The sequence below is a fragment of the Simiduia agarivorans SA1 = DSM 21679 genome, assembly GCF_000305785.2.
GTDB lineage: Bacteria > Pseudomonadota > Gammaproteobacteria > Pseudomonadales > Cellvibrionaceae > Simiduia > Simiduia agarivorans.
In genome coordinates this window covers 256,613-279,686 of sequence record NC_018868.3, presented here as the reverse complement: position 1 = coordinate 279,686, position 23,074 = coordinate 256,613, and the positions used below count along the sequence as shown (strand labels likewise).

General features: G+C 55.8%; 22 protein-coding genes. 5 read left to right on the top strand and 17 right to left on the bottom strand.

Annotated features, from left to right (window positions below):
- The first annotated feature begins 60 nt into the window (after positions 1-60).
- Positions 61-597, top strand: a complete 537-nt coding sequence (locus M5M_RS01290) for a DUF2062 domain-containing protein (RefSeq protein WP_015045660.1) — start codon at positions 61-63, stop codon at positions 595-597.
- Positions 598-606: 9 nt separating this feature from the next.
- Here M5M_RS01290 and M5M_RS01285 read toward each other — a convergent pair whose 3' ends face one another.
- The 3 genes from M5M_RS01285 to M5M_RS01275 are packed head-to-tail and all read right to left on the bottom strand — an operon-like array spanning position 607 to position 3,759.
- On the bottom strand, positions 607-1,833 hold the full coding sequence (locus tag M5M_RS01285; RefSeq protein ID WP_015045659.1) for a lipoprotein-releasing ABC transporter permease subunit: 1,227 nt from the start codon (positions 1,831-1,833) through the stop codon (positions 607-609).
- Positions 1,830-2,528, bottom strand: a complete 699-nt coding sequence (lolD, locus tag M5M_RS01280; RefSeq protein ID WP_015045658.1) for a lipoprotein-releasing ABC transporter ATP-binding protein LolD — start codon at positions 2,526-2,528, stop codon at positions 1,830-1,832. The genes M5M_RS01285 and lolD overlap by 4 nt, the downstream gene beginning before the upstream one ends.
- On the bottom strand, positions 2,521-3,759 hold the full coding sequence (locus M5M_RS01275) for a lipoprotein-releasing ABC transporter permease subunit (RefSeq protein ID WP_015045657.1): 1,239 nt from the start codon (positions 3,757-3,759) through the stop codon (positions 2,521-2,523). The genes lolD and M5M_RS01275 overlap by 8 nt, the downstream gene beginning before the upstream one ends.
- Before the next feature lie 291 nt (positions 3,760-4,050).
- Here M5M_RS01275 and M5M_RS01270 point away from each other — a divergent pair, with 291 nt between their 5' ends.
- Positions 4,051-4,668, top strand: coding sequence for a PilZ domain-containing protein (locus M5M_RS01270; RefSeq protein WP_024330336.1), 618 nt, complete (start codon positions 4,051-4,053; stop codon positions 4,666-4,668).
- Positions 4,669-4,670: 2 nt separating this feature from the next.
- Entirely contained in the window at positions 4,671-5,006 is a 336-nt protein-coding gene (locus M5M_RS01265; RefSeq protein WP_015045655.1) for a hypothetical protein, read from the top strand.
- Between the two features lie 48 nt (positions 5,007-5,054).
- Here the strand turns inward: M5M_RS01265 and sthA are convergent, their stop codons facing one another.
- From sthA to M5M_RS01215, 10 genes are all read right to left on the bottom strand, one after another.
- Positions 5,055-6,455: a Si-specific NAD(P)(+) transhydrogenase gene (sthA, locus tag M5M_RS01260; RefSeq protein ID WP_015045654.1), complete on the bottom strand. Its 1,401-nt coding sequence runs from the start codon at positions 6,453-6,455 to the stop codon at positions 5,055-5,057.
- 27 nt (positions 6,456-6,482) lie between these two features.
- The gene (gene nqrM / locus M5M_RS01255) at positions 6,483-6,716 is read right to left on the bottom strand and encodes a (Na+)-NQR maturation NqrM (RefSeq protein ID WP_015045653.1); all 234 of its coding nucleotides are present in this window, start codon (positions 6,714-6,716) and stop codon (positions 6,483-6,485) included.
- A gap of 34 nt (positions 6,717-6,750) precedes the next feature.
- On the bottom strand, positions 6,751-7,665 hold the full coding sequence (locus M5M_RS01250; protein WP_162141164.1) for an FAD:protein FMN transferase: 915 nt from the start codon (positions 7,663-7,665) through the stop codon (positions 6,751-6,753).
- Between the two features lie 136 nt (positions 7,666-7,801).
- A complete protein-coding gene (gene nqrF, locus M5M_RS01245) occupies positions 7,802-9,025 on the bottom strand; it encodes an NADH:ubiquinone reductase (Na(+)-transporting) subunit F (protein ID WP_016389149.1) in 1,224 nt (407 codons plus the stop codon).
- An 18-nt stretch (positions 9,026-9,043) separates the two neighbouring features.
- Entirely contained in the window at positions 9,044-9,658 is a 615-nt protein-coding gene (gene nqrE, locus M5M_RS01240; RefSeq protein ID WP_015045651.1) for an NADH:ubiquinone reductase (Na(+)-transporting) subunit E, read from the bottom strand.
- A gap of 3 nt (positions 9,659-9,661) precedes the next feature.
- On the bottom strand, positions 9,662-10,318 hold the full coding sequence (locus M5M_RS01235) for an NADH:ubiquinone reductase (Na(+)-transporting) subunit D (protein ID WP_015045650.1): 657 nt from the start codon (positions 10,316-10,318) through the stop codon (positions 9,662-9,664).
- A 3-nt stretch (positions 10,319-10,321) separates the two neighbouring features.
- On the bottom strand, positions 10,322-11,083 hold the full coding sequence (locus tag M5M_RS01230) for a Na(+)-translocating NADH-quinone reductase subunit C (protein WP_015045649.1): 762 nt from the start codon (positions 11,081-11,083) through the stop codon (positions 10,322-10,324).
- On the bottom strand, positions 11,076-12,281 hold the full coding sequence (locus M5M_RS01225) for an NADH:ubiquinone reductase (Na(+)-transporting) subunit B (protein WP_015045648.1): 1,206 nt from the start codon (positions 12,279-12,281) through the stop codon (positions 11,076-11,078). The genes M5M_RS01230 and M5M_RS01225 overlap by 8 nt, the downstream gene beginning before the upstream one ends.
- Before the next feature lies 1 nt (position 12,282).
- Entirely contained in the window at positions 12,283-13,629 is a 1,347-nt protein-coding gene (locus M5M_RS01220) for a Na(+)-translocating NADH-quinone reductase subunit A (RefSeq protein ID WP_015045647.1), read from the bottom strand.
- Positions 13,630-14,034: 405 nt separating this feature from the next.
- The gene (locus M5M_RS01215) at positions 14,035-15,486 is read right to left on the bottom strand and encodes a glyceraldehyde-3-phosphate dehydrogenase (protein ID WP_016389148.1); all 1,452 of its coding nucleotides are present in this window, start codon (positions 15,484-15,486) and stop codon (positions 14,035-14,037) included.
- 262 nt (positions 15,487-15,748) lie between these two features.
- Between M5M_RS01215 and mfd the strand changes: the two genes are divergently transcribed.
- Positions 15,749-19,177 (top strand): transcription-repair coupling factor, encoded by a 3,429-nt coding sequence (gene mfd, locus M5M_RS01210; RefSeq protein ID WP_015045645.1) that lies wholly within the window; start codon positions 15,749-15,751, stop codon positions 19,175-19,177.
- Between the two features lie 4 nt (positions 19,178-19,181).
- Positions 19,182-20,129 carry a CsiV family protein gene (locus M5M_RS01205; RefSeq protein ID WP_015045644.1) on the top strand — a complete coding sequence of 316 codons (948 nt, stop codon included), beginning with the start codon at positions 19,182-19,184 and terminating at the stop codon, positions 20,127-20,129.
- 28 nt (positions 20,130-20,157) lie between these two features.
- Here M5M_RS01205 and M5M_RS01200 read toward each other — a convergent pair whose 3' ends face one another.
- The 4 genes from M5M_RS01200 to M5M_RS01185 all read right to left on the bottom strand — a co-directional run bounded on the left by M5M_RS01200 (position 20,158) and on the right by M5M_RS01185 (position 23,071).
- Positions 20,158-20,370 (bottom strand): cold-shock protein, encoded by a 213-nt coding sequence (locus tag M5M_RS01200; protein ID WP_015045643.1) that lies wholly within the window; start codon positions 20,368-20,370, stop codon positions 20,158-20,160.
- Between the two features lie 316 nt (positions 20,371-20,686).
- Positions 20,687-21,427 carry an S-methyl-5'-thioinosine phosphorylase gene (locus M5M_RS01195; protein ID WP_015045642.1) on the bottom strand — a complete coding sequence of 247 codons (741 nt, stop codon included), beginning with the start codon at positions 21,425-21,427 and terminating at the stop codon, positions 20,687-20,689.
- Entirely contained in the window at positions 21,427-21,981 is a 555-nt protein-coding gene (locus M5M_RS01190; RefSeq protein WP_015045641.1) for a hypoxanthine-guanine phosphoribosyltransferase, read from the bottom strand. The genes M5M_RS01195 and M5M_RS01190 overlap by 1 nt, the downstream gene beginning before the upstream one ends.
- On the bottom strand, positions 21,971-23,071 hold the full coding sequence (locus tag M5M_RS01185; RefSeq protein WP_015045640.1) for a mechanosensitive ion channel family protein: 1,101 nt from the start codon (positions 23,069-23,071) through the stop codon (positions 21,971-21,973). Before M5M_RS01185 ends, M5M_RS01190 begins: the two co-directional genes overlap by 11 nt.
- Positions 23,072-23,074 lie beyond the last annotated feature (3 nt).

Sequence of the window (23,074 nt, the reverse complement as noted above, 5' to 3'; positions counted from 1 at the left end):
CATAGTCTTTACTGACGTGGTTAGGCATAATGCGCGCCAGCAAAGGTGCGAGACGTATTCATGGCAAAGAAATTGTTCAAGCGGCTGATGCCGGATCCCTACAAGATCCGGAATCATAAATCCCTGCAATTTCTCGGCACCCTGCTCCACGACCCCAACCTGTTCCACCTGAATCGGTCGTCCGTCTCCCGGGCGTTTTTTGTAGGCATTTTTGTTTGCTTTCTGCCGCTGCCCGGGCAAATGGCGATTGCCGCGTTTGGCGCACTCTGGCTCAGGGCCAATCTTCCTATCAGCGCCGCCCTGGTGTGGGTGAGCAACCCGGTCACCATGCCACCCATGTTTTATGCCTGTTATCAGCTCGGCCTGTGGGTGTTGGGCGCACCGAGCCGCCCGTTCGAATTTGAGCTTTCACTCGACTGGATTATCGCCGAACTCGGCGCACTGGTGCCGCCATTGTTGGTGGGTTCGCTGATGAGTGCGGCGTTCTTTGGCTGCCTCAGCTTTTTAGTGGTCAATCAGCTTTGGCGCTGGCATGTGGCCCGCAGCTGGCAGCGCCGCATTGCGCTGCGTTTGGAAAAACTCAAACAGTTGAAATAGCGGTCTGCGTCAGCGGTCGTAACGCAAAGCATCGGCTGGCTGAACTCTTGCCGCACGCCACGCGGGGTACAAGGTCGCCACCAGGCTCATGGACAGTGCCACCAGGCCAATCTCCAGGCAATCCGACCAACGGAAATCGCTCGGCAAATAGCTGACCGGATAGACATCTGATGCCAGAAAGTGGATACCCAACGCACTTTCCAATGCGGCCACAGCATCGGTCACGTAATGAGCCCCCAGCACACCCAATGCCAGCCCCACACCGGTACCCACCAGACCGATCAGGCCGCCCTGAACCACAAAAATACCCATAATTGTGGCGCGACTGGCCCCCAGGGTCTGCAAAATGGCAATCTGGCCCTGTTTGTCCACCACTACCATGACCAGGGTAGACACGACGTTGAATGCGGCGATGGCGATAATCAAAAACAGCAACAAGCCCACCAGCTTGCGCGACATTTGCACTGCCTGAAACAAGTTACCGTGACTGCGAGTCCAATCCGAACCATAAAAACCGTAGCTGAGATTGGCCATCAGATCGCGCAATACCTGACGCGAGTTGAACAGGTCGGCAATCTTCAATCGGATCCCGGTGACTGCCTCACCCAGATCAGCCACCTGCTGGGCATCCACCAGACGCACAACCGCCAAGCCGTTATCCACCTCTGTGCGGGTGCGGATAATACCTGCGACGATAAAAGTGGCCACCGCAGGCATGGCGCTGGCATCTTCCCGGCTCGGCGCAACAAAGGTCAGGCTATCGCCTACGTTTGCACCCAACTGCCGCGCCACACCAGCACCAAGCAATAGGTCCCCGGCGCTCAATTGCCGCAGGGTTTTACCGGTAATAAATTCATCCAGCCGCGACACGCGGTGCTCCAGGCTGGCATCGACACCATAAAGTGACACCGGCGTGACCTGCCCGGCCTTTGATGCCAACCCCTGCAGCTGCACGAACGGCGCGGCCGCCAATACATCCGGGTGCTGACTGAACGCCTGGGCATGCGTGCGCCAGTCGGTAATACCCTGACGATGAAACACCGTCGCCTGGGGCATAACGCCCAGAATGCGCTCCCGTAATTCCCGGTCAAAGCCGTTCATCACCGACAACACAATCAACAGCAATGCAACACCCATGACCAAACCCAGCATGGACAGCAGCGAAATAAAACTCACCAATTGGTTGCGCCGCTTGCTGGCGGTGTAGCGTAAACCGATGACCCAGGGCAGGCTCATGTACCGACGCTCTCTGGCTGCAGGCGACCGGATTCCAGCCGCAATACGCGGTCCATTTTCTTCGCCAGTTGCGGGTCGTGGGTCACCACCACAAATGCTACCTTGTGCTGCTGGGTCAATGTCAGCATCAGCTGCTCGATCGCCAGCGCGTTGTCCTTATCGAGATTGCCCGTGGGCTCGTCCATCAAAACACAGGCCGGTTGCATGGCCAGCGCACGGGCGATGGCAACGCGCTGACGCTCGCCGCCGGACAATTCAGCTGGCTTGTGCTGCAAACGCTTGGATAATCCCACTTGCGCCAGCAATTCCGCGGCTCGTGCCTGAAACTGGCTGCGGGATTGACCCGCGATACGCAACGGCATTTCCACATTTTCCTGCGCAGTAAATTCCGGCAACAGGTGATGAAACTGATACACAAACCCCATATGCTGATTACGCAATCGACCGCGCGCCGTTTCAGACAAGGAAGAAAACGGTTGCCCCATGAGATCGACTTCGCCGGTGGTGGGTTTATCCAGACCACCCAGCAAGTTCAGCAGTGTGGATTTTCCGGATCCCGAACTGCCGACCACGGCAACCCGCTCGCCCGGATAAAGTGCAAAATCCAGCTGCTCCAGTACCACCACCGGTTCCGGCCCTTCGCTATAGGTTTTGCCCAGTGCCCGGGCTTGCAGCACAGGTGCATGATCATTCATATCGTAAAGTCTCCGCAGGCTCCACGCGGGAAGCCCGATAGGCAGGATAAAGGCTCGCCAGTAAACTCAAGACCACACCGGCACAGGCCACCAGGGCTACGTCCGCCCATTGCAGGTGGGACGGCAAATAACTGATGAAGTAGACCGCGGGATCAAACACATACAGGCCGGTAATGGTTTCAAACCAGGCCACGATTGGTCCCAGATAAAACGCCACGGGACAAGCAATCAGCACGCCGATGAGTATGCCCACCAGCCCTACGCTCACACCCTGCACAAGAAAGATCCACAGTATCTGGCCCGCACTCATGCCCTGCGTGCGCAGCACGGCAATATCCGCGCGTTTGTCGGCCACCATCAATACCAGACTGGTCACAATATTAAATGCGGCCACCATAACAATGATGAGTAACAATACAGTCACCACCGTTTTTTCCATTTTAATGGCCTGGAACAAACTGCCCTGGGTGTCGGTCCAGTCACGCACCACCTGCCCTTCGGGCAGGGAAAGCTGAAGCTGCCTGAACACCGAAGCGGAACTGAACATATCGGGCGTACGCAAGTGCAGCCCCTGGGCTTGTGCGGGATACCGCAACAACCGGCGCGCGTCCGCGCGGTGCATCACCACCAAGGATTGATCCACTTCTGCACCCACCTCGAACACACCCACAACGGTGAACCGTTTGACGCGAGGAAAAATGCCCGCCGGCGTGATGGTTAACTGCGGCAGTGTGAGCTGGATCTTGTCGCCGGGGACTACCGCTAACTGGCGGGCCAACAACCGCCCGATAACAACGCCGTAGGTACCCGCCTGCAATTCATCAAAATCGCCCATGACCATATGACTGGCGAGATCTGAAATGGCTTTTTCGGGTTCAGGCTCCACCCCGGTAAAAGCGACCGCCTGCAGCGCCCGACCAAAACCGACCATGGCAAAGCCATCAATATAGGGGGCAGCAGCCACGATTCCCGGATGCTGGGTCACCTGATCGGCCAGCGGCTGCCAGTCTTCGATGCCAGCCTCGACTTCCAGGACGCCGTGTGGAATTGCTGCCAGCAAGCGGCCCTTGAGCTCGCGATCAAAGCCGTTCATCACCGACAGCACGATGATCAACGCGGCCACGCCCAACAGCATGCCCAGCATGGAAAAGCCGCTCAGGAAGGAAATAAACTGGTTCCTTCTGCGCGCGCGGATGTAGCGCAGACCAATAAACAGAGGCGTAAAATTCATCCGGGCATTAAACCTGAGCTCTACGGTGACCACAAGTGGGCGCTATACTTTAACAGGCTGTTGAAAAACCCCTTACATGCTCAGCGAGACCTGAAGCGTACAGATGTTGTGGTTTGACTCGACGCTCAGGGTGGCTCCCTTTGCAAGAGGCAAAACGCAGCAGATGTGCGCTTCAGGTCTCGCCCTGCGGGGCTTTCAGGCTGGCTCGTACTTGTCGTTGCCGTTTTTCGGTGGGTGGACACACACCTTCAAAACGGCGCCTAAATTACGAACCAGCCTGAGAGCCTGAGCATGCAAGGGGTTTTTCAACAGCCTGTTAATACACCGACTCAATTGAGCAAATTCACACGGGCCAACGCGATGGATCAGGCGGATGAAAAACGCAATTACTACCGGGTCTCTGAGACCCTGAGTTTACATCTGGTTCCCCTGCCGCCCGATGCCGACACCGATCGGCTGCCGAATGAATGGTTCCCCGATCTGAATGCGCCGATTTGGCTGGAAGAATTCCGTGCGCTACAGCGCGATTTGCAACGCGAAATAGTCTCGCTGAGCACGGATACTGCCAACGCTATTAAACTTTTGCTACGACAAAACGAGTTGTTGGCAGGCGCACTCATGAAAAGTCAGGTGCAGCCAGAGCTGACTTTAACCAACCTCAGCGAAGGCGGCCTGTCTTTCGAAACCAACGCAACCCTGATACCAGGGCAAATGCTGGCCCTGGCGATACTGCTGAACACCACCGCGCTACCCTTGTTCTGTTATGGTCAGGTGGTGAGGATCACACCCGGGACCGACACACGTGGACAGTCTTCGTTGGTAGCGGTAGGCTTTGTGGATATCAGTGCATCCACGCGCGACATGATTGCGCGCCAGGTGCTTCAATCCCAGCGAAAACGTGGGGCTTAGACATGAACAAGATAACAGCGATCGGCACCAGCCTGAGCTTATGTGTACTGCTTGTGACCGCTGCACATGCCGAAGAGATTGCTATTCCCGTGGGACAACAGGGTATTGATGGACTGCAGATGCCGGTCAAAGGCTTGACCATGACCAAGGTCCGCGACAATTTCGGCGAACCTGCCAAAGCGCTGCCCGCCCGCGGCACGCCACCCATCACACGCTGGGAATACGAAAATTTCGTGGTGTACTTCGAGGGTGAACACGTGATTCACTCGGTCTTGCGCCACAAGCCCAAAGCCCAATACCAGAAGCCGACCGCCCCGATAGAAGATGGTCAGAACTGATTTATCCGGGTCCAGTCGCGCAATCCATTGCGCGACAAGGACTGGCAATTAAATCCGCTGCACGCGGTTTAACCCATCCAGTGCCGCTGTGCGGTAGGCCTCAGCCATGGTCGGGTAGTTAAAGGTGGTATTCACAAAATAGGCGATGGAGTTGGCCTCACCGTCCTGATTCATGATGGCCTGACCAATGTGAATAATCTCTGACGCCTCAGCACCGAAGCAATGAATGCCGAGAATCTCCAAAGATTCCGCATGGAACAATATTTTCAGTACACCGACCTTTTCACCGGAAATCTGCGCACGGGCAGTATTCTTAAAAAAGGCCCGGCCCACTTCATAGGGTATTTTGGCCGCGGTCAATTCACTTTCGGTTTTTCCGATTGAACTGATTTCCGGCAGCGTATAAATGCCCGTGGGCGCATCGGTCACATAGCGGCTGGCCTGCCCAAGAATGTTGGAAGCGGCAGCACGCCCCTGATCATAGGAGGCACTGGCCAGGCTGGGCCAGCCAATGACATCGCCAACCGCGTAAATGTTTTCCACATTGGTCTGGTAGCGTTCGTTCACCTCCAGCTGACCCCGTCCATCGGCCTTCAGGCCAATTTTATCCAGCGCCAGCGTGTCGGTGTTGCCGGTGCGCCCGTTAGACCAGAGCAACGCGTCGCCGTGAATGCGCTTACCGGATTTCAACTTGAGCGTTACGCCCCGTTCAGTGGCTTCAACCGATTCGTATTCTTCGTTGTGGCGGACTGTTACGCCCATATCACGCAGGTGATAACTCAACGCATCACAAATCTCATCGTCCAAGAAGGTCAACAGATGCTCGCGGCTGTTGATCAGATCCACCTTGATACCAAGACCGGAGAAAATCGATGCATACTCACAACCAATCACACCGGCACCATAAATAATGAGGTTGCGCGGTGTGTGTTTCATATTGAGGATGGTATCGCTGTCGTACACGCGCGGGTGGCCGAAATCGATATCCGAGGGCCGGTAAGGGCGCGAGCCGGTAGCCACGACAATGTGCTCGGCGGTCAAGCGCTCGCGGGCGCCATCGGGCAGTTTCACCGAGACGGTGTTGGCATCCACAAAACTTGCCTCACCCATGTGAATAGTGGCGCGATTGCGAATGTAATAATCCGTATGCAAATCAACATAGCGGGGAATGACGCGTGACGCTTCTGCCAGCACCTCGGGGTAACTCAGACGCTGGGCATCGCCCATGGCGCGGAACAAGGGGTAAACTTTGTGACGAATCACCTGCTTGACCACATGCCGCAGAGACTTTGAAGGAATCGTGCCCTTGTGGACGCAACCGCCACCTACGCCGGGTCGGTTTTCGATAACACCCACGCGCTTGCCGGCCTTCGCCGCTGCCATTGCTGCACCCTCGCCCCCGGGGCCAGCACCGATCACCAATACATCATAGTGATGCTTCTTCGCCATTGCGTTCACTCCCACGCGAAATTCTGTTTAGTCTTTTGTGGCGTCGTAGGCCAGATCTTCAGCAGCAGTTTTGTCTGCCTTTTTGGTTTCTTTTTCGCACTTCTGCTTGTCACCGCAACAGATGTCGCAGGCCACTTCCATACCCAGTGCACTCATGCCGCCGCAGGAACCGCTGATGGGCTTACGGCCCAACAACACACCAACAGACATCGCAATAATCACCAATCCCAACACCACAAAGGTTACCAATAAGGTTGCCATGGGTAATTACCTCTTTAGTCGAAAGCCCGCCTGCTCAGTGCTGAGACAGGTAAGGCAAAAAATGACTGGATGACAATTCACGGATCTCTCCGCCCTCATCCACCAATATAAATACTGCCAGGCCTCTGGCCTCGGCTTCGGCCAGCGCTGCCTCAGGCCCCATCACATTAAAACCGGTTGCCAGCGCATCGGCCTCGGCGCAGGTGTCCGCCAGCACAGTGATCGACACCATATTGTGGGTCACGGGTTGCCCGGTTGATGGATCAATGGTGTGCGAATACTGAACACCATTATACATCTGATAGTTCCGGTAACTGCCGGAGGTGGCCACCGCCAGATTACTGACACCGATGGCTGCCTGCACGCCACCCTGGGCCAGGCTGGGTCGTTCTACCGCAATAGACCAGTTGGCGCCACGCGCGTTTTTGCCGGATACCCGGAGCTCACCGCCAATTTCCACCAGAAAATCCTGGTAACCACGCGCGACCAGCATCCCGGCCAGCTCATCAACCGCCCACCCCTTGGCGATGGCAGACAAGTCGATGAATACCGGTTTGTGTTTGACCAGTTGCCATCCGCTGTCAGCCTGTTCAAGCGTCAAGGCATCGCTGCCGACCGATGCCAGCAACGTTGCCACCTCAGCCTCATCGGGCTTGCCCTTGGCCTCTACAGGGCCAAAGCCCCAGCGATTCACCAACGGGCCTACGGTGACATCAAATCCACCGGCGGTTTGCGAATATATCTGCAAACTGAGCGCTAACACCGCGGCCAGATCGTCGGAGATAGGTAAGGGTTGTGCCACTGGCGCGCGATTGATTTGCATAAGCTCCGATTCGGGATCGTAGGTAGACATGACCTTGTTGATCTCCGCAAGGCGCTTGTCAAACGCCGCTTTCAGTGCATCCGCATCCGTCTCGGCCACCAGCGTAACATGGTACTGGGTACCCATGGTCTGTCCGGCGACCTTGACGTGCGGCAGAACCGATACCGTATCGCTGCAGCCCAGCAGAAAAATGCAGAGCCCAAAAAGCAAAAACGAGGTGCGCCGAAGCGCCCTCGCTTTTGTGTAACACGTTGCAATCAAATCAGCCACCAAAGTCGTCGAGCAGGATATTTTCATCCTCTACGCCCAGATCTTTCAGCATCTTGATCACCGCCGCGTTCATCATGGGCGGGCCACACATATAAAACTCGCAATCTTCCGGCGCCGGATGGTCCTTCAGATACTGCTCGTACAATACGTTATGGATAAAGCCGGTCAGCCCATTCCAGTTATCTTCCGGCTGCGGGTCGGACAGCGCGATGTTCCAGGTAAAGTTATCGTTCTCCGCGGCCAGCATGTCGTAGTCTTCTTTATAGAAGAGCTCGCGCAATGAACGGGCACCGTACCAGAAACTGATTTTACGCTTGGATTTAAGACGGCGCAGCTGGTCAAAAATATGCGACCGCATGGGCGCCATACCCGCACCACCACCAACAAAGATCATTTCGGCATCGGTTTCTTTGGCGAAGAACTCACCGAAGGGACCGTACACGGTAATCTTGTCGCCGGGCTTCAGACTGAACACATAAGACGACATCTGACCTGGCGGCAAACCCTGCGTGCGTGGCGGTGGGGTTGCAATACGGATATTGAACTTCACAATGCCCTTTTCTTCGGGGTAGTTAGCCATGGAGTATGCGCGGATCACCGGCTCAGTTACCTTGGACTCAAGGTTAAAGAAGCCAAAGTGTTCCCAGTCACCACGGAACTTCTCTTCAATATCGAAGTCCTTGAATTTTACGTGGTGGGGTGGCGCTTCCAGCTGAACGTAACCACCAGCGCGGAAGTCCACGTTCTCGCCCTCGGGCAGACGCAGCGTCAGCTCTTTAATGAAGGTGGCCACGTTGGGGTTGGATTCAACCACACACTCCCACTGCTTAACACCGAATACGTCTTCCTCAACATGCACTTTCATGTCTTGTTTGACGGGCGTCTGGCAGGACAAGCGCCAGCCTTCTTTGGCTTCGCGCTTGGTAAAGTGGGATTCTTCCGTGGGCAGCATTTCGCCGCCGCCCTCATTCACAATGCACTTGCACTGGGCACAGCTACCACCGCCACCACAGGCACTGGGCAAAAACAGCCCGCTGCCTGCCAGGGTTTGCAGCAATTTGCCACCCGCGGGCACGGTAATGGTTTTTTCGTCGTTAACGATGATGGTCACATCGCCCGAGTTAACCAGTTTTGCGCGAGCGCTCAGGATCACAGCTACGAGCAACAGCACGATAACTGTAAACATGACTACGCCAGCGATAATTGTAATGTCCATCTGTAGTCCTTACCTCGCTTACAGGTCGATGCCGCCGAATGACATAAAGCCAAGCGACATCAGACCAACGGTGATAAAGGTAATGCCAAGGCCACGCAGGCCCTCTGGCACATCGCTGTATTTCATTTTTTCGCGAATACCCGCCAATGCGGTAATCGCCAGCGCCCAACCAATACCGGAACCAATACCGAAAACGGTCGACTCCACCAGGTTGTAATCGCGCTCTACCATGAACAGTGATGCACCCATGATGGCACAGTTAACGGTGATCAGCGGCAGGAACACGCCCAACGCGTTGTACAACGCCGGCACGTATTTATCCAACAGCATTTCCAGAATCTGTACCATGGCGGCGATCACGCCGATGTAGGTAATCAGACCCAGAAAACTCAGATCAACGCTGGCAAATTGTGGACCCAGCCACACCAACGCACCGTCTTTTAACAGGTAGGTGTAAAGCAGGTTGTTGACGGGCACGGTAATACCCAGCACCACAACAACTGCCACGCCCAGACCAAAGGCAGCTTCAATCTTTTTGGAAATTGCCAAAAAGGTACACATACCCAGGAAGAAGGCCAACGCCATGTTCTGGATAAAGATCGACTTAACGAATAAACCCAATAATGCTTCCATCGATTAAGCCTCCTGCGCTTTGGTGTTAGGGCAGATTTTGAACTCTTCTTCTTCAACCTGGTTAGGCTTGTAAGCGCGAATTGCCCAGATGATCAAACCGATCAGGAAGAATGCAGAAGGTGCCAACAGCAGCATGCCGTTAGAAATATACCAACCACCTTCGGTAGCCAGCGGCAGCAGTTTGTAGCCGAGCAATGAGCCCGCGCCAAACAACTCCCGGATCACACCCAACACAATCAGCAATGCAGAGTAGCCAAGCCCGTTACCGATACCGTCCAGAAAACTGGGCAGTGGCGGATTCTTCATGGCGAAGGCTTCGGCACGCCCCATCACGATACAGTTGGTAATGATCAGACCCACGAATACCGACAGCTGCTTACTGATGTCGTAAGCCACGGCCTTCAGGATCTGGTCTACCACAATTACCAGCGAGGCAATAATCGTCATCTGCACGATGATACGGATGTTGTTGGGAATGTGGTTGCGCACCAGCGCCACAAACAGGTTGGAGAACGCCGTTACCAGCGTCAGGGCCACACACATTACCAGCGTTACTTTCAGCGACGTGGTCACTGCCAGCGCGGAACAAATACCCAGAATCTGCAGTGCGATGGGGTTGTTCTCGATGACCGGTTTAAACAGAAGCTCTTTAGTCTTCATGAATTAAGCCTCCCCGTTTTTCAGGTGAGTGAGGAAACTGGCGTAACCATTTTCGCCCATCCAGAATTGCACCAGATTGCCCACGCCGCGGCTGGTCAAGGTAGCACCGGAAATACCGTCTACTTTGTGCGCGTCGCCTGCAGGTGCCTGGCCCTTGATCACATCAAGCGCTACGTCACCGTTGTCATAGACTTCTTTGCCAACCCACAGTGCTTTCCACTTGGGATTGTCCACTTCACCACCCAGGCCGGGGGTTTCAGCGTGTTCGTAAAAGCCCAAGCCAACAACCGTGTTCAGGTCTGCTTCCAGTGCGATAAAGCCGTACAGGGTAGACCAGAGGCCGTAGCCTTTAATCGGCAGAATAACCTTGTCGAGCTGGCCGTCTTTTTCCACCAGGTAAACTTTGGCGATATTTTCACGGCTGCCGATTTTGGCTATGTCGGTATCTGCGGACAGCTTCTCAGACTGCTTAGGGTCTTTTGAAGCTTTACGCTGATCGTAAGTGTCGACATTGACCGCATCGGTAAATTTACCGGTGTTGAGGTCAACCAGACGGGTGTTCACTTGCTTGAACAGCTCATCAACCGACTTACCTTCTTCCATCAGGCCGGCGGCCAACAGAATGTTGCGTTTGAAATCCAGCGCCTTGTTGGCTACCTGCATGGGCTTGAGCATGACCGCCGCGGTAGACACCACAACGGAGCACACAATACACAGGGACAAGGCAACAATAACTGTCTTCTTGATTGTATCGTTATTAGCCACGTGCCAACCTCCGCTTGATGTTAGCCTGAACAACAAAGTGGTCGATCAGCGGCGCAAACAGGTTGGCAAACAGAATGGCCAACATCATGCCTTCCGGGAAGGCAGGGTTCACAACACGGATCACAACCACCATGAAACCGATCAGCGCACCGAACCACAATTTGCCGGTTTCGGTCATGGCTGCAGACACGGGGTCGGTTGCCATGAAAATCATGCCGAAAGCAAAACCACCGACGACCAGGTGCCAGTACCAGGGCATGGCCATCATTGGGTTGGTCTCGGGGTTGCCGGTCACATTGAACAGGAAGGACGTTGCCATCATGCCCGCCATGACACCGATAATGATACGCAGCGAAGCAATCTTGCAGGCGACGAGCACTACACCACCCAGCAGGATGGCCAATGTCGACACTTCACCAATTGAGCCCTGCATCTTGCCGAAGAAGGCATCGAGCCAGGTCATCTGACTGGTCAGCGCTGACATGCCGTCGGTGTAAGCGACAGACAGTGCGGTGGCACCGGAGAAGCCATCCACTGCAGTCCATACCTGATCACCGGACAACTCGGCCGGGTAGGCAAAGAACAGGAACGCGCGACCCGCCAGTGCGGGGTTAAGGAAGTTTTTGCCGGTACCGCCGAACACTTCCTTGGCAATCACCACACCAAAGGAAATACCCAACGCCGCCATCCAGAGAGGGATATCTGGTGGGCAAATCAGGGCGAACAGAATGGAGGTTACGAAGAAACCTTCGTTCACTTCATGGCCGCGCTTCATGGCGAACAACACTTCCCAGAAACCACCGACCACGAACACGGTCATGTAGATGGGCAGGAAATACGCCGCGCCGTGGATCAGGTTGTCCCAAATGCTGGCGGCATCGTAGCCGGCAAACAACTCGATCAGGCCACCGCGCCAGCCTTCAACGGCGGCAATGCCCAGGTCTGCCATGGCCGTGTTGGCCTGGAAACCGAGGTTGTACATACCGTAGAACATGGCGGGGAAAGTACAGGCCCACACAGTGATCATGATGCGCTTCAGGTCGATACCGTCGCGCACATGTGAAGTGGTCTTGGTCACGTCAGAAGGACGGAACAAACCGGTGTCAATGGCTTCGTAAAGGGCGTACCAGTTTTCGTACTTGCCACCCTTGTGGAAGTGAGGCTCGAGGCTGTCGAACCAGTTGCGTAATGCTTTCACCTTAGCCCTCCTTCTCAATGCGGGTCAGGTTGTCGCGAAGGATCGGGCCGTACTCGTATTTGCCGGGGCAAACATAAGTACACAGCGCCAGATCTTCTTCATCCAATTCCAGAGCGCCCAGTTTCTGCGCAGTGTCTGTGTCGCCCACGATTATGGCGCGCAGCAGCTGCGTCGGAAGAATATCCAGAGGCATGATGCGTTCGTAGGTGCCGATGGGCACCATGGCACGCTCACTGCCCGAGGTGGTGGTAGTGAAGTCGTACTTCTTACCGCCGCCCAGCAACTTGGAGATGTAGATACCGGTAGTCGAGAAAAGGTTGAAACCGGCGCGCAGGTAATGCAGGAAAGGCCGATCGCGACCTTCCAGCAATACGGTGACCTGCTGGTGGTAACGGCCGAGGTAGGCGTAGGCACCACGCGCGGTGCGCCCGCCGAATACAGAGCCAGATACCACCCGGTTTTCACCCTCTTTCAGCTGACCGGCGGTCAACTCGTCCAGGTTCGCGCCCAGACGGGTACGCACCAGACGGGGCTGCTGGACTTGTGGGCCAGCCAACGCCACCACGCGATCGGTGTACAGGGTGCCGGTTTCAAACAACTTGCCAATGGCGATCACGTCCTGGTAGCCAATGCTCCACAGGGTTTTGTTGACGCTGGCAGGGTCGATGAAATGAATGTGGGTGCCGGCGTTGCCCGCCGGATGCACGCCGCCAAACTCGTGGACAACGATACGGTCAGCGTTGTTTACGGCCACATTGGCGCCAACGGCTTTACAGACATTCACGTTGCCGTCGGTCAGACGGGACAGCAGCACCAGCCCCTGATTGAAGGCCTCGGACTGTTCTGCAATGATCAGCGCGGCATCGGCGGCACACGGATTGGTATCCATGGCGGTCACGAAGATCGCCTTGGGACGGCTGCCGAGCGCGGGCACCTTGGAATAAGGTCGCGTTCGCAGCGCGGTCCAGAGGCCGGAGGCCACCAGATTTTCTTCGACTTTTTCAGCCGACAGACTGGCGAGCTCGGAAGCCGGGTAGCTGGCAAATTGCTCAGCCTCATCGCCTTCCACGTCGATGACAACGGACTGCAGCATGCGGCGCTCACCGCGATTAATCGCGGCCACGGTACCCGCTGCCGGTGCCGTGTAACGCACACCTTCAGTCTTTTTGTCAGTAAACAGCAGCTGCCCAAGCTTGACCTTGTCGCCCTCCTTTACCGCCATGGTCGGTTTCATGCCGTGGTAATCCACGCCAATCACTGCAACAGACCTGGCTTTAGGGGCGTCATGAATAGTCTGCTCGGGAGCACCGGATATAGGTAAATCCAATCCCCGACGGATCTTGATCATACGTCCTGCCTAGTTACTTGGTAGTTTATAAGTAGTGGTTAAAAGTACGTTTTCGTTCGAAATCTGCGTGAAAGCCCGGATCACCGGGCCCTCATAAATACTTCTGTCCTTTGCGTCGCTTCGTCGTGCACACCAGATCTGGGTGTTTTTTGAGCTACAAATCCCGTTGTAGTTTAGACGAAAGCCCCAAAAACGCATTGGCCGGTAGATAAACGGCGGCATTATAAAGAGGCGGTCTGATACTTGCCAGTCATCACGCCCGGAAACTGGGCATAATTGGGGTAAAAAAACGTTTGCGCTCAACTCCTTACGGGCCACGCCGGCAATTTGACCAGTTTTTAACCAAAACCATCCCAACCCAATAAAAAAGCCCGCTTGCGCGGGCTTCGGTCTCACTCAGCTCAATCAGAGCTTGGGATACATGTCGTATTTGACACCGGCCATGTCTTCCAGACAGCGCACTACCTGGCAGCTGTAGCCGAATTCATTGTCATACCAGCAGTAGAGCACTACGTTGTTGCCATCAGCAATGGTGGCCACACTGTCGAATACACAGGCGTGACGCGAACCCACGAAATCCGACGACACCACCTCGGTCGAGTTGGTGAAGTCAATCTGCTGCTGCAGAGGCGAGTGTAATGCCACTTCACGCATGTAGTCGTTCAGCTCTTCCTTGGTGGTTTCCTTATCCAGCACCAGGTTCAGGATCGCCATAGATACATTGGGTGTAGGTACCCGGATCGCATTGCCGGTCAGCTTGCCGGCCAGGCTCGGCAGGGCCTTAGCGACTGCCTTGGCGGCACCAGTTTCGGTCAGCACCATGTTCAACGGCGCACTGCGTCCACGCCGCTCGCCCTTGTGGAAGTTATCGATCAGGTTCTGGTCGTTGGTGTAGGAATGCACGGTTTCCACGTGGCCATGCTGTACGCCAAACTTGTCCATGACCGCTTTCAACACCGGCACAATGGCATTGGTGGTACAGGAAGCGGCAGACACAATGGCATCGTCGGCAGTGATATCTTTGTTGTTGATACCGTAAACGATATTTTTGATATCGCCTTTACCCGGCGCCGTCAGCATCACTTTGGCAACACCTTTGGATTTGAGGTGCTGACCAAGACCGGCCTCGTCGCGCCAGACACCGGTGTTGTCCACGATGGTGGCATTGTTGATGCCGTAGGCGGTGTAGTCGATTTCTGCCGGGTTATCGGCGTAAATCACCTTAACCACGTTGCCATTGCAGATCAGGCTCTGGGTCTCTTCATCGACCCGGATAGTGCCCTTGAACTGGCCATGGACCGAGTCGCGGCGCAACAGGCAGGCGCGCTTCTCGAGGTCGTTGTCCAACTTGCTTTTGCGCACCACAATCGCTCGCAGGCGCAATACGTCACCACTGCCCGCCTTTTCGATCAGCAGGCGAGCCACCAGGCGACCAATACGACCAAAGCCGTAAAGCACCACGTCCTGGGGCTGCGGCAGCGGCTTGAATTCGGAGCCGATCGCGCTCGACAACTCCTGCTTGACGAAATCTTTCACCGAAAGACCGCGCGAGTCCTTCATGTATTTGACGGTAATCTGGCCGATGTCGATATGGGCACGCCCCAGATCCAGCTCGGCAATCGCCTGCAGCACCGGGAAGGTCTCGAACTCGGACAGTTCGTTAGCCTCAACCTGGCGAACAAAGCGGTGGGTTTTCATGATGTCAATGACGGAGCTGTTCACCAACGAGCGGCCGTATATATAGACGCTGACGTTTTGCTCACGATTGAGCTTACCCACCATGGGAATCATGGCTTCGGCTAGCGCTTCGCGCTCTTTCCAGTCCTTGAAGAAGTCTACGGGCTTAGGACGATTCACAGATATGCACCTTTTAAAGTAAAAGAAAGTTTCAGTATGGTCGACGCCATACCGTTGTACCTGCTCTTTTGGCGGGTTCCGTCATTCTTTTAACCCCTACCACCGAAATGTGACAGAGGCCGCCATTATCGCGGTTGCACGCCCATTGAGCAAGATTCAAACGGCCGTTTAGTTACAATTTTTACTATTTTTTCACGCCTGCTGCCAAAGCCGGCGCCAGACGCTACAATAGCCGGCTTTTTGGACCACCAGACAAGGCAGCATGGATCTTACAGAGCCCCTGGGCCAGCTATCTCCGCCTCTCTCAAACAAACCCAAATTCAATCAGCGCTGGGGCAAGCTGCCCGGTGCCGCAGTCGCTCTCGCCGTCAGCCAGGCCACCCGGGCTTTCGACGGCCTGCTGCTGGTCATCACACCCGATACTGCCAGTTCCCTGGCACTGCAGGATGAATTGCGGTTCTTCTGTGGCGATAGCACGCCGATACTGACCCTGCCGGACTGGGAAACCCTGCCCTACGATACGTTCAGCCCTCACCAGGACATTATTTCCGAGCGGATCAAAGCGCTGTACCGGTTGCCGACTACCCGCAAGGGCATTCTGGTGGCCCCGCTCACCACCCTGATGTGCCGACTGCCGCCTCAGCAATTTGTGGCGGGCCACAGCCTGGTGCTCAACAAAGGCCAGACATTCGATCTCAATGCTCAGGCCCGGGTGCTGGAGGCCAACGGCTACCACCGGGTAGACACTGTGTATGAACACGGCGAATTTGCCGTTCGCGGGGCACTGCTGGATATCTACCCGGCGGGCAGCGACTGGCCACTGCGCATCGACCTGTTCGATGATGAAATCGAAAGCCTGCGCAGTTTTGACCCCGATACCCAGCGCACACTGGAACAGATAGACAGCATCGAGTTGTTGCCTGCGCGGGAATTTCCGCTCACCAAAGCCGCCATCAGCGACTTCCGTTTGCGCTGGCATGACGCCTTTGATGTGGACCACAAAGCCTGTCCCGTTTACCAGGATATTTGCGATGGCATTGCACCGGCCGGTATCGAATATTATCTGCCCCTGTTCTTTGACCAGTGCGCCACCCTGTTCGACTACCTGCCCGAGAACAGCCGTGTCCTTACCTACGACAACCTGATTCCAAAGGCTGACCGGTTCTGGACTGAAGCCAGCAACCGCTATGAAAGCCGGCGCGTGGACCCCGAGCGCCCCCTGCTGCCACCGGCCAAAGTATTTGTGCCGGTCAACGAGCTGTTCGAACATATCAACAGCCTGCCACGCACCGAACTCAATGATGATGCTCCCGTCATTCCGGCCCTGACGCCACCCCAAGCGCCGGTGGACGCCAAAGCAGACCAGCCATTGCAGGCGCTGCTGGATCTGTTGCGCTCGGACCGCAAAACCCTGTTTACAGTCGATAGCGCCGGCCGCCGGGAAATCTTATTGGAAATGTTGGCGAAAGCAGGCATAAAACCTACTGCCGTCAACGGTTGGTCCGATTTTATCGCGGCCGAAAATTCACCCTGCATTGCCATCGCCGGCCTCGACCAGGGCCTGGCGCTGAGCACGCCAGCGGTACAAATCATCACCGAAAACCAATTGTTCGGTGAGCGGGTTCAGCAGCGCCGGCGCCGGCGGGTCACACAGGAAAATGAGCTCGCGGTCAAAAACCTGAGCGAATTGAACCCGGGCGCGCCGGTGGTTCATATCGATCATGGCGTGGGCCGTTATCAGGGTCTGATTACGCTGGACCTCGATGGTCAGCCACAGGAATTTTTACAGCTCAGCTACGCCAACGACGCCAAACTCTATGTACCGGTTGCGAACCTGCACCTGATCAGCCGCTATTCGGGCGCCGATGACAACCTGGCACCACTGCACAAATTAGGCAGCGACAGCTGGGATAAAGCCAAACGCAAAGCCGCTGAAAAAGTCCGCGATACCGCCGCAGAACTGCTCGATATCTATGCCCGGCGGGCCGCACGCAAGGGCTTCGCATTTGCCGACCCCGGCGCTGCTTACCAGGCGTTTGCAGCCTCCTTTCCGTTTGAGGAAACCCCCGATCAGGAACAGGCCATTGCCAACGTGCGCAAGGACATGCTCGCCTCCACACCCATGGACCGTCTGGTGTGCGGCGACGTGGGCTTTGGCAAAACCGAAGTGGCCATGCGCGCCGCATTCATCGCCGTGCAAAGTGGCAAACAGGTGGCCATGCTGGTGCCCACCACCCTGCTCGCACAACAGCACTATGAAAGCTTTAAAGACCGCTTTGCCGACTGGCCGGTAAATATCGAAGTGGTCTCACGGTTTAAGACCGGCAAAGAAATTGATGCCATTGCCGACAAACTCAAAGACGGCAAGGTGGACATCATTGTCGGCACCCATAAATTATTGCAGCCCGACTTCAATTACCAGTCGCTGGGTCTTCTGATTATTGACGAAGAACACCGGTTTGGTGTTCGTCAAAAAGAAGCACTGAAATCCATTCGCTCGGAAGTGGATATTCTGACCCTGACCGCAACGCCAATTCCCCGCACGCTGAACATGAGCATGGCGGGCATTCGCGACCTGTCCATCATCGCCACGCCGCCGAACAAACGCCTGAGCATCAAAACCTTTGTGCGCGTGCATGACGATGCACTGATCAAAGAGGCCATATTGCGGGAGCTCCTGCGCGGCGGCCAGGTGTATTATTTGCACAACGAAGTCAAAAGCATCGAAAAAACCGCGCGCGAATTGCAGGCATTGGTTCCCGAGGCCCGCATCGGTATCGGCCATGGACAAATGCGCGAACGGGACCTGGAAAAAGTCATGGCAGACTTTTACCACAAACGGTTCAACTTACTGGTGGCCACCACGATCATTGAAACCGGCATTGATGTTCCGAGCGCAAACACCATCATCATTGAGCGCGCGGATAAATTCGGGCTTGCGCAGTTGCACCAATTGCGTGGGCGCGTGGGTCGCTCGCACCATCAGGCCTATGCCTATTTAATGACCCCCAATCCGAAAACCCTGACCAGCGACGCCACCAAGCGGTTGGAGGCAATCGCTCAGGCCGACACCCTGGGTGCCGGCTTTACCCTTGCGACCCACGACATGGAAATCCGCGGCGCCGGCGAACTGCTCGGCGACGAGCAAAGCGGTCAAATTGAAGCGGTCGGTTTCAGCATGTACATGGACATGCTCAATCGCGCGGTCAAAGCCATTCAGGCGGGTAAAACCCCTGACCTCGATGCGCCATTAGGCAGCGCAGTAGAAATCAACCTGCGCATACCGGCACTGATCCCCGACGACTATCTGCCCGATGTGCACAGCCGTCTGATCATGTACAAGCGCATCGCCAACGCCGCCGATGAAGGCGCGTTAAAAGAACTGCAAGTGGAAATGATCGACCGCTTCGGGCTCTTGCCTGACCCGGTCAAAAACCTGTTCCGCATTACCGGCCTGAAACTCACCGCAGAGGCAATGGGCATCGAAAAACTCGAGGCGGGCCCCACCGGGGGCAAAATCAGTTTCAACAAAGAGCCCAAGGTCGACCCGTTGAAAATCATCAAGCTGGTGCAAACTCAACCGCAAAAATACCAAATGCACGGTGCCAATGGTTTGAAATTCCTGCATGATATGGAAAGCACTGAAATCCGACTGGCCACCACCGAGGCCTTACTTGCCAACCTGGTTTAACACTATGATTTTTTTTCGCGTTATCACCTTCGGAATGCTGTTGTTCGCCAATGTTGCATGGGCCCAGACAGCGGCACCAGACCAGCCGCGCTGGTATCAGGTAGAAGTGGCGATCTTTACCCAACCGGCCAACAGTCAATTGGTTTCAGGCATAGAAACATTCCGCAAGGACGTAACACTGGCGTATCGTCCGGGCGCCCGCTACCTCAAAACCGCTGAAGCCTATTTCGAAGCGCAACAGACGCCGGCATTACCGGCCCAGACGGTCGATGGGACCTTGCCGCTGGAATCGGCACCCACTGCACCTCTGGCACCCTCAGAGCAGGAGTTGGCGCAGATTCTGGCACACCAACCTTACATCCAGCTCCCCGAAGCCGAGCGGGGGCTGAATGACACCATCGCCGCACTGGCGAGGCGCAACCGGCAACGGATTCTGTTTCATCAGGCCTGGCGACAACCAGTCAATGAAACACCGCAGGCCATTGTCGTTGAAGGCGGGGACAGTTTTGATCAAGACACCGAATTGTCCGGACAAATCGGCGTTGGCGTATCGCGCTACCTGCACTTCGATACCGACCTTTGGATGGCCTCCTTCGCCGAAAACTTCGGTCAGGGAGACCAGGGCTGGCCTCCCTTGCCTGTTAAGCCTCACCTGGAAAAAGCCCAACAGGAAGAAAGCGCATTCAATTTCATGGCGAGTCAGACATTCAATGGCCAGGGACAGGATTTGTGGAACCAGCAGGTCGCGATCGACAACACCTACCAAAGTATTCTGACCAAACCGTTTGTGATCAGCGAGCTGGCAACACTGAAACAAACGCGCAGAATGCGCAGTGGCGAGGTGCACTACATCGATCACCCCAAAATCGGGGTAATGGTACTGATTACGCCGTATGAAAAGCCGGCGCTGGAGGTAACACCCGAGAGCGAACCGCCCTCAGGTTTGCAATAAAAAATACCGGCCACTGGCCGGTATTTTTTTATACGCAGACGACGTCTTCAGCCTGCAAGCCTTTGTCGCCTTTGAGCAAATCGAATTCGACGCTCTGACCTTCGGCCAGCGAGCGATAACCTTCGCCACGGATATTGCGGTAGTGAACAAACACGTCTTCTTGTTGTTCGCCGAAAGAGATGAAGCCATAGCCCCTGGCATTGTTAAACCATTTAACAACACCGACTGCGCGATCAGCCATTGTGATAAAACCTCATTATTGTTATGTGTGTAACGCTTGCCGGTCAAGGTAATCGAGTCGACGCAGGATCGACCTTGCCCCAAGTGGTTCAGGCCCAGGCCTGAACGTGTTTTAGAGAACAGTGTGATACCGACACTGCCATCCCTAAAAAAACGGGTATAACCCCCAAAGGACAATACCCCGAATACTCTTCTATGCAGTGGCTTTCGCCCGCTATACCTGCCCCAATGCAGGCGGATCAACACTTGACGAATCGATCCGACATATTTGACCGACTGTAAAGAAAAAACGCCAGCTTGTCTATTTTTCCGACACCTTATTCGGGTGTCACCGATCCGGCCGCGGCCAGCGCGCTAATCAGGGTTAAAACCGGCGTACGACTTTGCGCCAGCACCGCCAATATCGCGTCCATGGTGATAGGCAGGTCTGACAAACCCGCCGCCCAGTTGACCGAGATACACAGGCTGACGTAGGCAAGCCCAAGTTCCCGCGCGAGCGCGGCCTCTGGCATGGCGGTCATCCCCACCAGCGTGCAGCCATCGCGACGCAGGCGCTCAATTTCAGCCCGGGTTTCCAACCGGGGACCCTGGGTACACCCGTACACGCCGCCGTCAACCAGCGCTATACCGGCCCCTTTCGCGCCTTGCAAAAGACGCCGACGCAAAGCGGTATCAAACGGATCGGCAAACTCGATATGCTCAACCGGGTCTGCAAAAAAGGTCTGCTCCCGGCCCCAGGTGTAATCAATCAACTGATCTGGGCATACCAGCTGGCCCGGGCCAGAATCGGGCCCTATGCCGCCGACGGCATTAATGGCCAGAATTTCTCTGGCCCCTAGTTGTTTGAGCGCCCACAGGTTGGCCCGGTAGTTTATCCGATGAGGTGCCAGCCGGTGCCCCTGACCATGCCGGGACAGAAACATCAACGGCCGCCCCGCCAATTCGCCTTCCACAATGTCGCCGGCGATCTCGCCATAGGGAGTGTCAGGGCGATGCTGCCCACGCGGATTGAACCCGGGCAGCGCCTCCCAGCCACTGCCACCAATAACTGCCAGCATCAGGCCTCCGGCAAATAATAAAGCGCGGGCAGGTTGCGCAAGAGACCATTGAGGTCCATGCCACAGCCAAACACATAGTGATCCGGTATCTGACAGGCCACAATCTGCGCCTGCACATTCACCAACCGGCAGGACGCCGGCTTTTCCAACATCACGGCCAGCGTGGTCTCGGTGGCGGCCTGGAGCCGGCAGTGCTCCACCAACGCTTGCGCGGTAACGCCCTGATCGAGAATATCGTCAATCAAAAGCAGCCGCCGACCGGTGAGTGATTTGGACGGCAAGGTTCGCCACTCAAGCTCCCTGCCACGGGTGGTATCGCGATACCGGCTCAGGTGCACGTAATCGAGCTCCAGCGGAAAGTGCAAACGTCCCAGCAGCTGGCCGGCGAACCATAGCCCGCCATTCATCACCACGAGCATCAGCACCGGCTCCTGGATGCCGGCAAAACGGGCGTTGAGGGCCTGTGCAGCAGCCTCAATGTGGCGCTGCATGGCATCTGCGTCCAGCAGGCATAGCGCGCCTTCGGGTAATGCCCAGCCCGCCTCAGCCTGCATGGCTAGCCTCGGGCTCCGCATCCGATTGAATGTGCAGCGTGCGGGTCGGGAAGGCACACTCAGCGCCGTGCTGCTCAATGATCGCCAGAATTTTCAGCAACACATCCTGCTTGATCTGATGAAACTCAACCCAGTTGGTGGTTTTGGTGAAGGTGTAAACAAAGAAGTCGAGGCTGGAGTTGGCAAAGGCATTGAAGTTCACTATCAGCGTTTGCTCGGTGTCGATGGCCTCATGCGCGCGCAACATGGCCTCCACGTCACGCACCACGGCGGGCATGGCCGCCGCATCCGCGTAACGGATGCCGATGGTCTCGTAGATGCGCCGATTGGTCATGCGCGAGGGGTTTTCCACCGCAATCTGGGTAAACACGGAATTGGGCACATACAAGGGCCGCTTGTCGAATGTGCGGATACGGGTCAGGCGCCAGCCGATATGCTCCACGGTGCCTTCGATGGATTTGTCCGGCGAACGCACCCAGTCACCCACGGCAAAGGGGCGGTCCAGATAAATCATCAAGCCACCAAAAAAATTCGCCAGCAAATCTTTGGCAGCAAAGCCAACCGCGATACCGCCGATACCACCAAACGCGAGCACACCGGAAATGCTGTAACCGAAGGTCTGCAAGCCCACCAGCACGGCAGTGATAATGACGGAAAGACGCAACAGTTTGCCCAGCGCCATGACCGTGGTTTCATCAATGGGCGCCTCCATGAATTCCGGACTCATGAGGTTTTGTTCGGCGCGTTTGATAAATGACACCACAAACCAGGTGAGCAGTACGATCAGACCGGCCTCGCGCACAGGCCCCACCAAAGCCAGAATTTCTGAGCTGGACGCCCGCTCAACAATTTCGGCCGCCAGACTCAAACCCAACAGCCAGAACAGCCACTCAAGCGGCTTTTGTGCCGACAAAAATAATGCATCGTCCCACAAGCTTTTAGTGGCGCCTGCGTGATTAACCAAACGGCGCAGCAGCCGGCGCACCAGATACGCCACCAGCAAGGTCGCCGTCACAACAAAAAACACCTGCACCATCCAGGCATCCGCATGCCCGGCCCAGGACCTGATCCATTGATTAAACGTTTCCATGGC

Coding starts and splice junctions, on each gene's coding strand:
- M5M_RS01200 (WP_015045643.1), bottom strand. CDS start 20,370: ATGGCTGATCGCGCAGTCGGTGTTGTTAAATGGTTTAACAATGCCAGG.
- M5M_RS01235 (WP_015045650.1), bottom strand. CDS start 10,318: ATGAAGACTAAAGAGCTTCTGTTTAAACCGGTCATCGAGAACAACCCC.
- mfd (WP_015045645.1), top strand. CDS start 15,749: ATGGATCTTACAGAGCCCCTGGGCCAGCTATCTCCGCCTCTCTCAAAC.
- M5M_RS01265 (WP_015045655.1), top strand. CDS start 4,671: ATGAACAAGATAACAGCGATCGGCACCAGCCTGAGCTTATGTGTACTG.
- lolD (WP_015045658.1), bottom strand. CDS start 2,528: ATGAATGATCATGCACCTGTGCTGCAAGCCCGGGCACTGGGCAAAACC.
- nqrM (WP_015045653.1), bottom strand. CDS start 6,716: ATGGCAACCTTATTGGTAACCTTTGTGGTGTTGGGATTGGTGATTATT.
- nqrE (WP_015045651.1), bottom strand. CDS start 9,658: ATGGAAGCATTATTGGGTTTATTCGTTAAGTCGATCTTTATCCAGAAC.
- M5M_RS01270 (WP_024330336.1), top strand. CDS start 4,051: ATGCAAGGGGTTTTTCAACAGCCTGTTAATACACCGACTCAATTGAGC.
- M5M_RS01190 (WP_015045641.1), bottom strand. CDS start 21,981: ATGCAGGCTGAGGCGGGCTGGGCATTACCCGAAGGCGCGCTATGCCTG.
- M5M_RS01250 (WP_162141164.1), bottom strand. CDS start 7,665: ATGGGTACCCAGTACCATGTTACGCTGGTGGCCGAGACGGATGCGGAT.
- nqrF (WP_016389149.1), bottom strand. CDS start 9,025: ATGGACATTACAATTATCGCTGGCGTAGTCATGTTTACAGTTATCGTG.
- M5M_RS01185 (WP_015045640.1), bottom strand. CDS start 23,071: ATGGAAACGTTTAATCAATGGATCAGGTCCTGGGCCGGGCATGCGGAT.
- M5M_RS01220 (WP_015045647.1), bottom strand. CDS start 13,629: ATGATCAAGATCCGTCGGGGATTGGATTTACCTATATCCGGTGCTCCC.
- M5M_RS01285 (WP_015045659.1), bottom strand. CDS start 1,833: ATGAGCCTGCCCTGGGTCATCGGTTTACGCTACACCGCCAGCAAGCGG.
- M5M_RS01195 (WP_015045642.1), bottom strand. CDS start 21,427: ATGCTGGCAGTTATTGGTGGCAGTGGCTGGGAGGCGCTGCCCGGGTTC.
- M5M_RS01290 (WP_015045660.1), top strand. CDS start 61: ATGGCAAAGAAATTGTTCAAGCGGCTGATGCCGGATCCCTACAAGATC.
- M5M_RS01275 (WP_015045657.1), bottom strand. CDS start 3,759: ATGAATTTTACGCCTCTGTTTATTGGTCTGCGCTACATCCGCGCGCGC.
- M5M_RS01205 (WP_015045644.1), top strand. CDS start 19,182: ATGATTTTTTTTCGCGTTATCACCTTCGGAATGCTGTTGTTCGCCAAT.
- sthA (WP_015045654.1), bottom strand. CDS start 6,455: ATGGCGAAGAAGCATCACTATGATGTATTGGTGATCGGTGCTGGCCCC.